Here is a 15566-nt window from a genome sequence, read left to right as displayed (position 1 = left end):
GGCCAGTGGCGGATCGGCGCGCGAGGTGTGTCCGAACGGCCGCCTTTATCAGGCAACCTGATTCGCTGGCCGCAAGAATGCCTGCCGGTGTCGTGACCGGCCGGTCGTTATGCCTGCTTGGTCCTGCGTGGCCCTGCTCGTTCCTGCTTGTGCCTGCTCGTGCTCCCTACGCGTAAATCACGTCGGGATCGCGCCGCGCCGGGTCGTACAGCGCGTCGATCGTCGCCGCGCGATGCTGCTGCACGGCCGCCTGGTTCAGCGAACCCTTGTCGGTCACTTCGCCGAGATCGAGCGACGGCGGCGTGTCGATCAGCCGGATGCGCGCGACGAACGTCGAACCGCCGCTGGCATGCCGGTTCAGCGCGGCAAGCCACGTCGTGAACGCCGCGCGCACGGCCGGTGCGCGCAGCACGTCGGACACCGGCGCGTCGGCGGCGAGCCCCGCCAGCGCGCGGCACGCGTCGACGCGCGGAAACACGAGCAGCCCGATGTCGTCGCGATTGATCCCGGTGACGACCACGTCCTGCACGTACGGCGCGCCGCTCGACACCGCGTTCGCGCGCAACGGCCCGACGCTGACGAAGGTGCCGCTGCTCAGCTTGAAGTCCTCGGTCAGCCGCCCGTCGAACTGCAGGCCGAGTTCCGGCCGCTGCGGATCGGCAAAGACGCCCGCGTCGCCGCTGCGGTAATACCCTTCGTCGTCGAACACGTCGCGCGGATCGACGTCCGCGTGCCAGTAGCCGCGCATCACGTTCGGCCCCTTGAAACGCAGTTCGAGCTTGCCGCCGCACGGCACCAGCTTCGCGTCGCAGCCGGGCGCGGGCAGCCCGATGTAGCCTGCGCGCATCAGCGGCCCCGTCGTGAACAGGCACGACGGCGACGCCTCCGTCATCCCGAGGCCGGCCATGATCCGGATGCGCTCGCCGCAATGTGCGTAGGTCACGCGGTCGAGCCGGTCCCACGCGGCCTGCGACAGCCCCGCGCCGCCGAAGAAATACAGCTTCACGCGCGAGAAGAACGTGTCGCGCAGCGCGGCATCGCGTTCGAGCGCGACGGTCAGCTCTTCCCAGCCCTTCGGCACGTTGAAGTAGATCGTCGGCGCGATCTCGCGGAGGTTGCGCACGGTTTCGTCGAAGCGGCCCGGCATCGGGCGGCCGTCGTCGATGTACAGCGTGCCGCCGTTGTACAGCGCGATGCCGAGGTTGTGACTGCCGCCGAACGTGTGATTCCACGGCAGCCAGTCGACCAGCACCGGCGGCTCGCGCGTGAGCTCGGGCATCGTCTGGCGCAGCATCTGCTGGTTGCTGCACAGCATCCGGTGCGTGGTCGGCACCGCCTTCGGCTGCTTCGTCGAACCGGACGTGAACAGGATCTTCGCCAAATGATCGGGGCCGACCGCCGCGTGGATCGCGTCGATCGTGCGCGGGACGGTGGCGAGCAAGCGCGAGAGCGGCACCGCGCGGCCCTTTCCGTGCGCGCCGGCATCGTCGTCGCGTGCGACGATCAGCGCCGCATCGGCCGGCAACGTGGCGTCGAGCGCACGCGTGAACGGCGCGCGTTCGGCGACGAAGACCGCACCCGGGCGCAGCACGCCGAGCGTGTGGCGCAGCTTGCCGTAGTCGGTCGACACGAGCGAATACGCGGGCGAGATCGGCGCGTACGGCACGCCGGCCAGCATGGCCGCGAACATCAGTTGCAGATGCTCGAGATCGTTGCCGGACAGCACCGCGAGCGGACGCTCGGCCGACAGCCCGAGATCGACGAGACCCTGGCCGAGCGCGCGAGCGCGTTCGAGCATCTGCGCGTAGGTGATCTCGATCCAACGGCCGTCGGCGCCGCGCCGCGCGGCCAGCACGCGGTCGGGGTGCGCTTGCGCGCCGCGCACGAGGCAGTCGGTCAGGCGCGTCGGGTAGTCGCCGAGCGGTTCGCGCGAACGCAGGTACCACGTGCCGTTTTCCGCACGGCGAATCTCGGCCGCGCCGACGGCGACGGCCGCCGCGCGATAGCGCACGCCGCCCGTGTCGCTCACCGGCCCGCTTTCGGGCGTCGCTACATTCATCGTCGGCTCGCTCATATGGGGTAGTGACGCGGCGTGGTCTGCACGGTGATCCAGCGCAGCTCGGTGAATTCGGCGATCGACGCACGGCTGCCGAAGCGGCCGTAACCGCTCGCCTTGGTGCCGCCGAACGGCATCTGCGCCTCGTCATGCACCGTCGGCCCGTTGATGTGGCAGATCCCCGACTCGATCCGTCGCGCGAGCGTCATCGCCCGTGCGATATCGCGACTGAACACGCTCGCCGACAACCCGAACTCGCTGTCGTTCGCGAGCGCGACCGCTTCGTCGTCGCTGTCCGCGCGCAGGATCGCAACCACCGGCGCGAACGATTCCTCGCGATAGAGCCGCATGTCGCGCGTGACGCCGTCGACGATCGCCGGCTGCATCGTCGCGCCGTCGATCCGGCAGCCGAGCGGCAAGCGCGCGCCGTGCGCACGGGCATCCTCGACGAGCGACGCCGCGCGCGCGGCGGCCGCCGCGTCGACCATCGTGCCGAGCGGATGGCCGGCCAGCGGATCGCCGGCGACCAGCGTGCGCGCCTTCTCGGCCAGCCGTTCGACGAGCGCATCGGCGATCGGCCGCGCGGCGATCACGCGCTCGGTCGACATGCAGATCTGCCCCTGGTTGAAGAACGCGCCGAATGCGATCGCGTCGACGGCTGCGTCGACATCCGCATCGTCGAGCACGAGCACCGGCGCCTTGCCGCCGAGTTCGAGCAGCACAGGTTTGAGGTGCGCGGCCGCGTGGCGCGCGATGATGCGCCCGACATGCGTCGACCCGGTGAAGTTGATCCGCTTCACGTGCGGATGCGCGATCAGCCGCTCAACGAGTTCCGGCGCGTCGGCCGCCGCGTGCGTGATCACATTGACGACGCCCGCGCCGAGCCCGGCGTCATCCAGCACCGCGCCGATCAGCGCGTGCACGCCCGGGCACGCTTCGGACGCCTTCAGCACGACCGTGTTGCCGCACGCAAGCGGCATCGCCAGCGCGCGCGTGCCGAGGATCACCGGTGCATTCCACGGCGCGATGCCGAGCACCACGCCGCACGGCACGCGCATCGCGAGCGCGAGATTGCCGGGCACGTCGGACGGGATCACGTCGCCGTCGATCTGGGTGGTCATCGACGCGGCCTCGCGCAGCATGTTCGCCGCGAGCGTCACGTTGAAGCCGAGCCAGCCGGGCGTCGCGCCGGTTTCGGCGACGCCGGTCGCGATGATTTCGTCGAGGCGCGCGTCCATCAGGTCGGCCGCCTTCAGCAGCCGGCGGCGCCGCTCGGTCGGCGCGAGCGCCGCCCAGGCGGGGAACGCGCGGTGCGCGGCGTCGATCGCCGCGTCGGCGTCGGCCAGGCCGGCCGCCGGCGCGCGCGACGCAAGCGCGCCCGTCGCGGGGTTGAATCGGTCGAAGGTTCGCCCGTCGCGGGCGGTGCACCACTCGCCCCCGATCAGCATCCGTCTGTCGGTCATGTCGTCTCCTGCCTTGCCTGTCTCTTGCGGTTGCGTCGGCGGTGATATCAGCGCTTGTATGCCTGCAGGCCCGGCTTGATCGCCTTGTCGTCGAGGAACTGCTTCAGCCCCTGCTCGCGGCCGCGCTCCGGGTCGCGCAACTGCGCCTGGTCGAGCTTCGCATACAGATAATCCTCGCACTGCTCCCACGTCAGTTCGCGCGAACGCTTGAAGCCATGCTTCGCCGCGCGCAGCACGACCGGGTTCTTGTCCATCAGCCGCGCGGCGAGCGCGATCGTCGCGTCGCGCAGCCCGGCCAGCGGCACGCTGCTGTTCACGAGGCCCATTTCCGCCGCTTCGACGCCGGTGAACGTGTCGCCGGTCATGATGTAGTGCAGCGCGCGGCGATGCCCGACCGTGTCGGCCATCGCCTTGCTGACGAGGTTGCCCGGCGGGATGCCCCAGTTGATCTCCGACAGCCCGAACACCGCTTCGTCCGCCGCGATCGCGAGGTCGCACGCGACGAGCGGCGAGAATCCGCCGCCGAAGCACCAGCCGTTCACCATCGCGATCGTCGGCTTGTTGTACATCCGCAGACGGCGCCACTGCCATTCCGATGCGTCGCGCCGCACCTTTTCCTGCAACGCGTCGGAGCCGCCGTCGATCTCGCGGAAATATTCCTTCAGATCCATGCCGGCCGTCCATGCGCTGCCCGCGCCGGTCAGCACCAGCACCTTCGCGTCGTCGTCGAACTCGACCGCGTCGAGTACCTGCAGCATCTCCTGATTCAGCGTCGGGCTCATCGCATTGCGCTTGTCCGGACGGTTCAGCGTCACCCACGCGATGCCGGCCTCCACGTTCACTTCAACGGTCTGCCAGCGGTTGTCGTACTTGCTCATGTCTGTTCCTGTCGTTCGTTCCTGTGCGATTCGGTGCGCAACATTCCTGCTGCGGACGGCTTCATTTAATATCAGGCTACCTGATATTGCAAGCGACACGAGCGCCGGTGTAAACCCGGAGCGCATGGCGCGGGAAGCGACGGAATCGGGGAACGGTCAGGCGACCGGCAACGCGAGCGCGGGCCGAGCGGCCCGCGCCGTGAAGGTTCGAAAGGGGGTCGGTCAGCCGCGCAGGTTGCGCGAGAACAGTTCGAGCGCGCGCTGCACGTGCGCGGCATCGTCGGCGGAGATGTCGCCGAGCATGCGCGTCTCGAGCGGGCGCAGCACGGCTTCACATTCACGCAGCATCGCAGCGCCTGCGTCGGTCAGCGTCAGCAGGATGATGCGGCCGTGCGACGGGTCGGCTTCGCGCGTGACGAAACCGCGGGCGGCCATCACGCTCATCACTTCGTTCGCCGATTGCGGCGTGATCCATGAGCGCTCGGCCAGTTGCGCATTCGACGACGCGCCACGCGCCTCCAGCACCGACAGCGCCGTGTATTGCGCAAGCGTGATGCCCAGCGGTGCGAGCGCGTCGGTCATATGCCGGCGCAGCAGCCGGTCGAGACCGCCGATCACGTAGGTCAGGCGCTGCGGCGCGCGCGCCTTCGGCTTGTCGCCCGTCGCGCGGGCGGCGTTCTTCGCGGTGTTCTTCGGCTGCGCGGGCTTGGTCGGTGCGGAACTCATGGTGCGGGCGGGATGGAATTGCGGGCCATCTTACCAGCACGTCGACGGGGGCGAACGCATAGTCGCGACATCACTCTCAGCGTACCTCCATATTCTCAGTTACCTCGTATAAGTACGAAATTATCGGTCGGCATGCTAATTAAATTACCAAAAACAATCAATTCTCATCTTGAAAATGGTTCGACACTTTGTGACAGGGTAAAAGAACAGCTTCACTCCAATCTACACATGGTTCGAGTGGCCTCGATACTGGAACCGACAAGGGTTAATACGGGACCGGTTTTTTTGTTAATTACCCTGAAACAATCTATCAATCTATTGGCGAAACCTATTTATGGCCAACGTAAAAAAGATATCTTACTATAAACCGCAAAAAGGTTTGCTAGGGCCGGAGTTGAAGAAGTACGAGGGCGCACAAGGGTGCATCCCGCTTGAGACTCAAAAAACTGTATCAATCGACAGATTAGCTCCGGGCGAAAAACCGCCGCCTCCTCCTACACTGCCACCAAAGCCGGTAGTGGAGCCTCCCAAAACTCAGAAGCAAGCAGAAGCACCGCAGCCGAAGCAACAGCCGAAGACCAAAGAACCACCAAAGCAAGAAGAGGCCGAAGTTTGCGAGAATCCCCCGCCCTTTGATTTGCAAGATGTAACTATTGCGATGGATAACTTGGGCTGGAGGGTATCGGCTAAACTCGCACGCATTTGGTTCGCGAGTTCCGAGCACATTTATAATGATAACGCCAAGTCAATTCAACCAATAGACAGTGATAGCGTAACCCTTGACTGGACGTTGCAATTTGGAAGTGTTCGAAGGAAATATGAAAAGCTTCTTGCTGACGATATTTATCGAGACCCCGCCATAGTCGAAGCAAAAACAAAAATTCTTGCAAAAATTAACAAAATGTTCTCAGAAGACCGAAGAGCAAATCTCAATATCAATACGGCTCAATTCTTGTCTGACATCCGTCAATTCCATATCGATTGGCAATTTCAGCTTGCTTCGATCAGCAATTGGGACACGCTCGAAAATCTCACACCAACCGACCTCACGGGAGCTTTGGCGAATTTTAATATATACGCAGCCATAGGCAATCTTGAAATTTCTGGTGAAAAATATTATAGATACGAGAAAATGAGCAATTTTTATTGCCTGAACGCCATCGCAAAAATTACGCATGTGTATGTTTACGTAAAAGACAACTACTCATTTAATGGAATTCAATATTTGGGACATTGGAACAAGCGTGGCGTGATCATCGCACCGGGGCCCGTGATAAGTGGGTCTGCGTCTAGTTCGCCAAAGCATGCTACTGATGTGGATATCTGGGTAAAAAGCATCAACAAGCCCGTGGACACGAGAAAAAGCCTTTTCGGGAAGTTCAAAGAGCCTGACGTGTTCTATCCGGTCTACAACTCAGACTACAGTCGGTGGCGCGCCAAGCATCATAGGGGCGGGGACTTTATGATATATTCAAAACCCGTCTATCTGAAATTGAAGAAACCTGTTGAAATAAAACTTGGTGAAATATGCAGATTAGCGCCGTCAGAATCACTGGGCTAGCCGTTCTTGTGTTTTTGCTGATTGGCTTTTCCATTAATATGACCAGGCCAAATTATGGTCGGTGTGATTTTTTTGAAAAAGAACTAAATGGAGGGAAGAAAGAATTTGGAGGTGTGGAATATTACGCAAAGCTGTGTGGTGCGAATATTCGAAATGGGCATGAAGTGAGATTTCAGCTTTTTGATGGGGCTGGAGAATTGCGCGCTCAACGCTATTTCTCATACTACGTAAATTCGGCAACTGAGCGAGAATTGATAGATGGTGTTGGCGGGATCGTATATTACGATAGTTCAAGCAGTGATGTGATGCAGTTGCTTGCGATTCCACCTACCAAATGGGATTGGATTCGCGCCAGACTACCTTTGTTTTAATTGTGGTGATTGTGTGTAAAAGAAAAGCCCCCGAACCTTCACAAGCCAGGGGCTTTCGTTTTTCTGCGTCACTTCGAGTCGTGCCGCTGCTTCGTCCACGAAGGTAGCCGCGTCATTCCGCGATCATGTTTTCCGCGCGGCATTCATATCGCGGATGCGGCGCGCGTGAATTCCTCTGAGAAAGACGAGGGCTGATCAGCCTCGTTCAAGGCACATCTTTCGTAAATCCGGCTCTTTGCCTGCCAGCCGATAGAACCTGCCGTCCACACCCGCCATTCATCCGGTACGTGTCCCCGCAAACCGCGCAGTCGGCAGCCCCGCATGGCGCGTCTGCGCGACGAACACGCCGCCGGCATCGGCATCGCTCGCCAGCGCGTCGTCACTCAGCCCGACGCGCGCACTCGTCACGTACAGCCGGCCTTCGCCGTCGAGCGTCACGCAGCTCGGCTGCGCGGTCGGCACCGCCACGCGGTCCGTCTCGACGCCGTCCGGCCCGTAGCGCACGACCCGCCGGCCGCCCCACTGCGCGTTCCACAGGCCGCCGTCGCGATCCATCGTCGAGCCGTCCGGGTCGCCGTCCGCATCGGTCAGCCGCGCGAACGGCCGCACGTTCGCGACGTCGCCGTCCGCGCGGTAATCGCACACGAGGATCTCGCGCACCATCGAATCGCAGAACGTCATCTTCGTGCCGTCCGGCGAGAACGCGATGCTGTTCGCGATCGCGGCCGCCGGCAATGCAAGCCGTTCGAGCGTGAGGTCGGGATTGAGCCGATAGAACCCGCCGACCGCGCGCGGCGGGTCGCCGCCTTCGTCCTTCATCCCAAACACGAATGCGCCGAACGGATCGCAGCGGCCGTCGTTCAGCCGCGTCGGCAGATCGGGCTCGACGTCGACGATGCGCGTGAACGCCCCGCTGCGCAGATCGAAGAACGCGAGATGCGTCGCGAGCCCGACGAGCAGCACGTCCGGCGCATTCGTCAGCGCGAAGCACGCGAGCCGCTCGGGCATCGGCCACTGCGCGAGGCCCGAGCCGTCCGCGCGACAACGCCACAGCCGCGCGCCTTCGATGTCCGTCCAGTACAGCGTGTGCGTCGCGTCGCACCACGTCGCGCCTTCGCCGAGCGTGTTGCGGCTGTCGACCAGCAGCGCCGCCGCGCCCGGATGAATCTGTTGCATGCCGTCTCCCGATATCTGTCGCATTCGCTGGCGGCCGCGCGTTCACTTCGCCTGGGTCAGATCTTCATCGCGCGCCGCTGGTTGCGACGATACTGGTCGAACAGCACCGCGAGCAACAGAATTCCGCCGCGTATCAGATATTGGTAAAAGGTCGGCACGTTCAAGAGGCTCATCGCGTCCTGCACGGAGCCCATGATCAGCACGCCGACCAGCACGCCGGAGATCGTCGCGACGCCGCCCGTCAGCGACACGCCGCCGAGCACGCATGCGGAGATCACGCCGAGCTCGAGGCCGACCGACGTCTTCGGGTCGCCAAGGCTCATCCGCGACGCGAGCATCACGCCCGCGAAGCCGGTCACGAGCCCCTGCAGCACGAACACCGCGATCTTGATGCGCATCACCGGCAGCCCGGCAAGCAACGCGGCCTCGCCGTTGCCGCCGACGGCCAGCACGTTCTTGCCGAACACCGTCTTGCGCAGCAGGAAGCCGAACACGACGAAGCCGACGATGTTGCTCCAGATCGGATACGAGATGCCGAGGAACGAGCCGGCGCCGAGCTCGAAGAAGCGTTCCTCGGAGATCATCACAGCGTCGCCGTTCGACGTGATGAACGCGAGTCCGCGCACGACTTCCATCATCGCGAGCGTGACGATCAGCGAATTGATCCGCCAGCGCGCGATCAGCACGCCGTTGACGAGCCCGACCGCGCCGCCCGCGAGGATGCCGGCCACGGTGCCGAACACCACGCTGTGCGTCGCGGTGATCAGCGTCGACGCGACGACGCCCGAGAACGCGACGATCGACGCGACCGACAGGTCGACTTCGCCGAGCGCGAGCACGAACATCATCGTCACCGCGATCGAACCGATCAGCGTGACCGACAGCAAGAGGCCCTGGATGTTGCGCGGCGTGAGGAAGTCCGGCACGGTCAGCGACAGCGTCGCGAACAGCACGAGAAACACCATCACGATGCCGGAGCGGTTGATCAGTTGCCACACGCCGCCGCGCGCTCGCGCGGGCGCGGCCGTGGCATCCGGGGACGGGGAAGTGCGTTGGGGTTGCATTGCCTGGCTCATATCAGTTCAGTTGCTTTCCGGTTGACTGCACGGCGCTAACGCGGCAGCGCGAGCTTGATCAGCGCGTCGGGCGTCGCCTGCGCCTTCGCGACTTCGCCCGCGATCCGTCCTTCCTTCATCACGATGATCCGGTCCGACACGCCGATCACCTCGGCCAGGTCGCTCGACACGAGGATCACCGTGCGGCCCGCTTCCGCGAGTTCGTAGAACAGGTTGTAGATTTCCGCGCGCGCACCGACGTCGATGCCGCGCGTCGGCTCGTCCATCAGGAACACGTCGATGCGCTCGGCCAGCCAGCGCGCGAGCACGACCTTCTGCTGGTTGCCGCCCGACAGCGCGCCGATCGGCGTGTCGCCGTCGGGCGTCTTGATCGCGAGCCGCTCGATGTAGCGTTGCGCGAGCTCGCGTTCGCGCCGCGCGTCGAGCAGCACGCGCGCCGGGCTGAAATGACGGCGCGCGCTGATGTTCAGGTTGTCGGCCACCGACGCGATCGCGACGATGCCTTCCTGCTTGCGATCCTCCGGGCACAGCGCGATGCCGGCGCGCACCGCGTGGCGCGGGCTCGAAAACGCGACGCGCTTGCCGCCCAGTTCGACGTGGCCGCCGCTCGGGCGCGTCGCGCCGTACAGCAGCTTCATCAGTTCCGAGCGGCCCGCGCCGACGAGCCCGAAGAAGCCGACGATCTCGCCGCGGCGCGCGGCGAACGACACCGGCTCGGACAAGCCGGGCCCGGTCAGCCCCTGCGCCTCGATCATCACGTCGCCGGCCGCGCGCGGCCGGTAGCCGTACACGTCCTCGATCGAGCGGCCGACCATGCAGCCGATCAGCTGGTCGCGATCGAGATCGGCAACCGATTCGAACGTCTCGATCCGGCGGCCGTCGCGGAACACCGTCACGCGGTCGCACAGCGCGTCGACTTCCTCCATCCGGTGCGTGACGTAGATGATCGCGCGCCCTTCCGCGCGCAGCGAACGGATGATCCGGAACAGCTGCGTCGTCTCACGCGCGGACAGCGAACTCGTCGGTTCGTCGAACGCGATCACGCGCGCGTCGCGCATCAGCGCCTTGCCGATCTCGATCATCTGGCGCTGGCCGATCGACAAATACTTTACCGGGATGTCCGGATCGATGTGCTCGCCGAGGCGCTCCAGCGCATCGAGCGCACGCACCGCGAGCGCGCGCTCGTCGACCACGCCGAGCCGGCTCGGCAGCTGCCCGAGCATCAGGTTCTCCGCGACCGTCAGCTCCGGCACCAGATGCAGCTCCTGGTAGATGATCGCGATGCCGGCCTCGAGCGCGGCACGCGTCGACGCGAAGCGCTGCACCGTGCCGTTCAGCGTCAGCGTGCCGGCCTGCGGCTGGTTCACGCCGGACAACACTTTCAACAGCGTCGACTTGCCCGCGCCGTTCTCGCCCATCAGCCCGTGCACTTCGCCCGCGCGCACCGACAGCGACACGGCATCGAGCGCGCGCACGCCCGGAAACGTCACCGTGATCCCGTCGAGCGCGAGCAACGCGCCGCCGGGCGGCGGCGCGGCGGCGCCGCGCGTGGCCGCGTCATCGTTGCCGGACACGGCCGTCATCGTCTGCATCGTCATCGCGTCGTCGCCTCGCACGCTCAGATGCCGAGCTCAGTGCGCACGGCCTGCCAGTTCGCGCGCGTCATCAGCTTGCCGCTCGTCTGCGTGTCGGCCGGCGGCGCCTTGCCGTTGCGGATCCAGTCGACGAGGTTCTGCGTGCTGTCCTTGCCGTGGTTCGTCGAGCTGACCGCGATCGTCCCGTAGAAGCCGGTCGGCTCCTTCTTCTGGAATTCGGCGAACGCCTCGCCCGCGCCGTTGATGCCGACGCCGATCACGTCGGCCGCCGGGATGTGCAGCTGTTCGGTCGCGCGCACCGCGCCGAGCACGGTTTCCTCGTTCAGCGCGTAGACCACCCACTTCTTCACGTTCGGATGGCGTGCGAGCACGGGCGCGGCGGCGCTGAAGCCGCCTTCGTCGTCGGTCGTCTTCTGCGGCGCGTCGAAGATGTTCTCCTTGCGGAAGCCGTTCGCGAGCAGCGCCTGCGTCGCGCCGTCGGTGCGCAGCTTCGCGGTCGGCAGCTCGTAGTTGGTGATGCGCAGCGCGCCGACTTCCTCCGGCTTCCAGCCGCGCCGCTTCATCTCGTCGGCGATCGCCTGGCCGACCTGGTTGCCGATCTTGATCGCCGACATCCCGAGATGCGGCACGTTCGACAGCGGCTTGCCGGTCGAGTCGACGAGCTGGTCGTCGACGGTCACGAACTTCATGTTGTAGCGCTTCGCGCGCGCGGCGATCGCCGGCCCGAGGCGTACGTCGGGCGCGCAGATCACGAAGCCCTGCGCGCCTTGCGAGCCGAGGTTGTCGATCGCGGCGAGCACCTTCTCGCCGTCCGGCGTGCCGATCTTCACGACCGAGAAGTTCTCCTTCTGGCCGAGCGTGGCGGCCGCGTTCTGCTCGTTGATGAACCATGCCTGCTCGGGCATCTTCACCAGGAAGCCGATCTTCAGCGGCGCGTCGGCGTGCGCGGCGCCCTGCATCCCGAGCGGCGCGAGGCAAAGCGCGGCCAACAGTGCGCGCAGGGTGTGTCGGCGAGTCGTGCGGTTCATGCGGTGTCTCCTTGTATTGGCTTGGGTCTTCAACATCCGTCGTACGCGGTCGCGCTCGCGATGGTGCGCGCCGGCACGTTTTCAGCGGCCGAACGCGTCGGTCCCGACGCGCCGCCCGAACAGGAACGCATCGGCGACGAGCCGCAACGGCCGTACGTCGACGTCGCTTTCGCCGCGCGCGATCAGCGCGCGGAAGTGAGCATACAGCGCCGGATACTCGCGCTGCGGGCCGATCTCGACCGGCTCGCCGGCGATCGACAGTTGCGCGCCGCCGCGGCTGATCGCGAGCACGCCGTCCGACGTGTCGACCGCGATCTCCCATTGCTCGACGGGGCCGTGCCGCCAGTCGAATTCCGCGTGCACGGGCACGCCGTCCGTATCGGCGCAATCGAGTTCGGCCGCGATCGGCGTCTGCACGTCGCTCGGCACGTAGAGCGTCGCTTCGCGCAGCACGAGCTCGCGCGGCAGGATCCGCGTGACGATCGACAGCGCGTTGATGCCGGGATCGAACACGCCGAGGCCGCCCGGCTCCCAGATCCACTGCTGCCCCGGATGCCAGCGCCGCACGTCTTCCTTCCAGCGCACCTGCACCGCGCGGATCGTGCGCGTCGCGAGCCATGCGCGCGCCGGTTCCACCGCGCTCGCGCAGCGCGAATGCCAGGTCGCGAACAGCGTGAGGCCGCGTTCGCGCGCGAGCGCGTCCAGCGCGGCCACTTCGCCCAGCGTCGCGCCCGGCGGTTTCTCGAGCATCACGTGCTTGCCGGCTTCGAGCGCCGCGCGTGCCTGCGCGTAGCGCACCTGCGGCGGCGCGCACAGCGACACCGCCTCGAGCGCGGGCTCGGCGGCCAGCAGCGCACCCAGCTCCGGATAATTGCGCACGCCGTTGACTTCTGCGTGACGGCTCGCGCAGGCGGTCAGCGCGAAGCCCGGTTCGGCGGCGATCGCCGGCAAATGCTGGTCACGCGCGATCTTGCCGATCCCGATCACGCCCAGCGAAATCACCTTGCTCATCTGCGTTCCTCCTTCGCTACTCGGTCAGTGCGCCCAGCGCAGCACGAGCGGATCGAGCCGACGCGCGATCGCGAGCAGCTCCGCGCGCGTGTCCGGATGCAGTTCCGGCATCGGATGCCGCGGCCGCTCGCATGCGATCACACCGCCTTCGCGCATCAGCGCCTTCGCGGTGAGAATGCCGGACTGGCGGTTCTCGTGATTGATCAGCGGCAGCCACGCCTGGTAGCGTGCGTACGCATCGTCCTGCCGCCCTTCGCGCCACGCTTCGAGGATCGGCCGGATGCCGTCCGGATATGCGCCGCCCGTCATCGCGCCGGTCGCGCCGGCATGCAGGTCGGCGAGCAGCGTGATCGCCTCCTCGCCGTCCCACGGCCCTTCGATCGCGTCGCCGCCGAGCCGGATCAGCTCGCGCAGCTTGTTCGCGGCGCCGGGCGTCTCGATCTTGAAGTACGCGACCTGCTCGATCTCGCGCGCCATCCGCGCAAGCAACGGCGCGGACAGCGCGGTGCCGCTCGCGGGCGCATCCTGGATCATGATCGGGATGTCGATCGCATCCGACACGCGCGCAAAGAAGTCGACGATCTGCGCTTCGGGCACGCGGAACGTCGCGCCGTGATACGGCGGCATCGTCATCACCATCGCCGCGCCGAGCTGCTGCGCGCGCAGGCTGCGCGCCGCGCACACCTGTGTGCTGTAGTGCGACGTCGTGACGATCACCGGCACGCGGCCGGCGACGTGTTCGAGGATCGTGCGCGTGAGCACGTCGCGTTCGTCGTCGGTGATCGCGAATTGCTCGGAGAAGTTCGCGAGGATGCACAGCCCGTCCGAGCCCGCATCGATCATGAAATCGACCGCGCGATTCTGGCTCGCGAGGTCGAGCTCGCCGGTGTCGGAAAACGTCGTCGGGACGACGGGGAAGATGCCGCGATAGCGCGGTGTGCCGCTCGATGTCATGGTTCGGGTCCTGCGTCGGTCGAATCGGCGTTCAGCCGGAAAAACAAGGCGTTCAGGATTCGCGGGCGAATGCGCCCGCGGCCGGCTCGGGCGCACGCAGCGCGGCCCGGACCACGAACGTCATCAGCACCGCGAACAACAGCGTCGCCGCGAGAAAGTACAGGCCGGCCGCGAGACTGCCGGTCGATGCCTTGATCAGGCCGATGCCGTACGGCCCGAAGTAGCCGCCGAGATTCGCGAGCGAATTGATCGCGGCGATGCCGACCGCCGCACTCGTGCCGGTCAGGAATTCGCCGGGCAGCGCCCACACGACGGCCTGGATCGAATAGAGCGAGAACGCGGTGAGGCAGATGAATGCGAACTGCAGCGCGGGCTGCCGCACCCATGCGCTCGCGGCCATCGTCACGGCGGCCGCCGCCGACACGACGACAATGTGCCAGTAGCGCTCGCGCTTGCGGTCCGAATGGCGCGGCACGACGAGCAGGCCGACCACCGCGAACAGATACGGCACCGCGGACAGCAGCCCGGTCGCCGCGTCGCCGGCGCCGAATGCGTGGATGATCGTCGGCAGCCAGAGCGACAGCCCGTAGATGCACAGCGGAAACGGCAGGAACAGCGCGGCGAGCAGCAGCACGCGGCGGTCGCGCAGTGCGGCGAGCGGATTGCCGTGCGAAGCGGGTCGATACGTGTCGCGGTCGGCGGCGAGCTGCCGCGCGATCCAGCGGCGTTGGTCGTCGTTCAGCCAGCGCGCATGCGCGGGCGACTCGGGCAACAACCGAAGCGTGGGCCATGCGAGCAGCACGGCCGGCAAGCCGCTGACGACGAACAACGTCTGCCAGTCCGACAGGCCGAACCAACCGTGCGTCGACAGCAGCCACCCGGCGAGCGGGCCCGTCACGATGCCGGCGAGCGGCTGCGCGAGCACGAGCAGGCCGATCACGCGGGCACGGTCGCGCATCGGGAACCATTGCGTGAGGAAGTACAGGATGCCGGGATAGAGGCCGGCTTCGGCCGCGCCGAGCAGGAAGCGCAGCACGTAGAAACTGGCCGGCCCCTGCACGAGCGCCATCGCGATCGTGATCACGCCCCACGTGGCGAGGATGCGCGCGAACCAGACGCGTGCGCCGAAGCGTCCGAGCGCGAGGTTGCTCGGCACTTCGCACAGGAAGTAGCCGATGAAGAATAGTCCGGCGCCGAGGCCGTAGGCGGCGTCGCCGAGGCCGATCGCCGCGTTCATGTGCAGCTTCGCGAAGCCGACCACGGTACGGTCGACGTAGGCGACCACGTAGATCAGCGCGAGGAACGGCACCAGCTTGCGCGTGAGCAGGCGGGTCAGTTGCCGTTCGTCGACGGCTGCCGGCGAATCGGACTGTTCCGCCACGGCGTGTGCGGGCGTGTACTGCGTCGTCATCTTGTCTCCTGTCGGCCCCCGTTAGCGCTTTAGCGCTTACGGGGGTCCCATGCTTCGCGGTCGGCCCCCGTTAGCGCTTTAGCGCTTACGGAGGTCCCATGCTTCGCGGTCGGCCCCCGTTAGCGCTTTAGCGCTTACGGAGGTCCCATGCTTCGCGGTCGGCCTCGGTTGGCGTCTTGGCGCTTACGAGGGCCCCATGCTTCGCGGTCAACGTACGCTGGCGCTTCAGCGCTTACGTACATCCCATGCTTTGCGGCCGG

At 65.9% G+C, this 15566-nt stretch carries 13 protein-coding genes; 2 read left to right on the top strand and 11 right to left on the bottom strand.

Annotated features, from left to right (window positions below):
- Positions 1-166: 166 nt before the first annotated feature.
- The 4 genes from ACVK00_RS05605 to ACVK00_RS05590 all read right to left on the bottom strand — a co-directional run bounded on the left by ACVK00_RS05605 (position 167) and on the right by ACVK00_RS05590 (position 5123).
- On the bottom strand, positions 167-2074 hold the full coding sequence (locus ACVK00_RS05605; protein ID WP_284893227.1) for a feruloyl-CoA synthase: 1908 nt from the start codon (positions 2072-2074) through the stop codon (positions 167-169).
- On the bottom strand, positions 2071-3519 hold the full coding sequence (locus ACVK00_RS05600) for an aldehyde dehydrogenase (protein ID WP_284893225.1): 1449 nt from the start codon (positions 3517-3519) through the stop codon (positions 2071-2073). The genes ACVK00_RS05605 and ACVK00_RS05600 overlap by 4 nt, the downstream gene beginning before the upstream one ends.
- Before the next feature lie 47 nt (positions 3520-3566).
- Positions 3567-4397, bottom strand: a complete 831-nt coding sequence (locus ACVK00_RS05595; RefSeq protein ID WP_105832604.1) for a p-hydroxycinnamoyl CoA hydratase/lyase — start codon at positions 4395-4397, stop codon at positions 3567-3569.
- A 222-nt stretch (positions 4398-4619) separates the two neighbouring features.
- On the bottom strand, positions 4620-5123 hold the full coding sequence (locus tag ACVK00_RS05590) for a MarR family winged helix-turn-helix transcriptional regulator (protein ID WP_175656803.1): 504 nt from the start codon (positions 5121-5123) through the stop codon (positions 4620-4622).
- A 334-nt stretch (positions 5124-5457) separates the two neighbouring features.
- On the opposite strand from ACVK00_RS05590, the gene ACVK00_RS05585 reads away from it, so the two are divergent.
- Both ACVK00_RS05585 and ACVK00_RS05580 read left to right on the top strand, forming a co-directional pair.
- On the top strand, positions 5458-6684 hold the full coding sequence (locus ACVK00_RS05585) for a DUF6402 family protein (RefSeq protein WP_354123225.1): 1227 nt from the start codon (positions 5458-5460) through the stop codon (positions 6682-6684).
- Positions 6651-7055 (top strand): hypothetical protein, encoded by a 405-nt coding sequence (locus tag ACVK00_RS05580; RefSeq protein ID WP_284893219.1) that lies wholly within the window; start codon positions 6651-6653, stop codon positions 7053-7055. Before ACVK00_RS05585 ends, ACVK00_RS05580 begins: the two co-directional genes overlap by 34 nt.
- Positions 7056-7331: 276 nt before the next feature.
- On the opposite strand, the gene ACVK00_RS05575 is transcribed toward ACVK00_RS05580, so the two are convergent.
- The 7 genes from ACVK00_RS05575 to ACVK00_RS05545 form a co-directional block, all read right to left on the bottom strand.
- Entirely contained in the window at positions 7332-8231 is a 900-nt protein-coding gene (locus ACVK00_RS05575; protein ID WP_284893217.1) for an SMP-30/gluconolactonase/LRE family protein, read from the bottom strand.
- 56 nt (positions 8232-8287) lie between these two features.
- Positions 8288-9307 carry an L-arabinose ABC transporter permease AraH gene (gene araH, locus ACVK00_RS05570; protein ID WP_011659859.1) on the bottom strand — a complete coding sequence of 340 codons (1020 nt, stop codon included), beginning with the start codon at positions 9305-9307 and terminating at the stop codon, positions 8288-8290.
- 35 nt (positions 9308-9342) lie between these two features.
- On the bottom strand, positions 9343-10905 hold the full coding sequence (gene araG, locus ACVK00_RS05565; RefSeq protein ID WP_228908649.1) for an L-arabinose ABC transporter ATP-binding protein AraG: 1563 nt from the start codon (positions 10903-10905) through the stop codon (positions 9343-9345).
- Between the two features lie 20 nt (positions 10906-10925).
- Positions 10926-11930, bottom strand: coding sequence for an arabinose ABC transporter substrate-binding protein (locus ACVK00_RS05560; RefSeq protein ID WP_284893210.1), 1005 nt, complete (start codon positions 11928-11930; stop codon positions 10926-10928).
- An 81-nt stretch (positions 11931-12011) separates the two neighbouring features.
- The gene (locus tag ACVK00_RS05555; RefSeq protein WP_284893208.1) at positions 12012-12941 is read right to left on the bottom strand and encodes a Gfo/Idh/MocA family protein; all 930 of its coding nucleotides are present in this window, start codon (positions 12939-12941) and stop codon (positions 12012-12014) included.
- A 24-nt stretch (positions 12942-12965) separates the two neighbouring features.
- On the bottom strand, positions 12966-13895 hold the full coding sequence (locus ACVK00_RS05550) for a dihydrodipicolinate synthase family protein (RefSeq protein ID WP_354123224.1): 930 nt from the start codon (positions 13893-13895) through the stop codon (positions 12966-12968).
- 52 nt (positions 13896-13947) lie between these two features.
- Complete coding sequence (locus ACVK00_RS05545; RefSeq protein ID WP_228908653.1) at positions 13948-15306, bottom strand: MFS transporter; 1359 nt, start codon at positions 15304-15306, stop codon at positions 13948-13950.
- Positions 15307-15566 lie beyond the last annotated feature (260 nt).

The organism is Burkholderia sp. PvR073, from assembly GCF_054055695.1.
The sequence above is the reverse complement of the archived record's forward strand: the minus strand, read 5'-3'. Positions and strand labels throughout refer to the sequence as shown.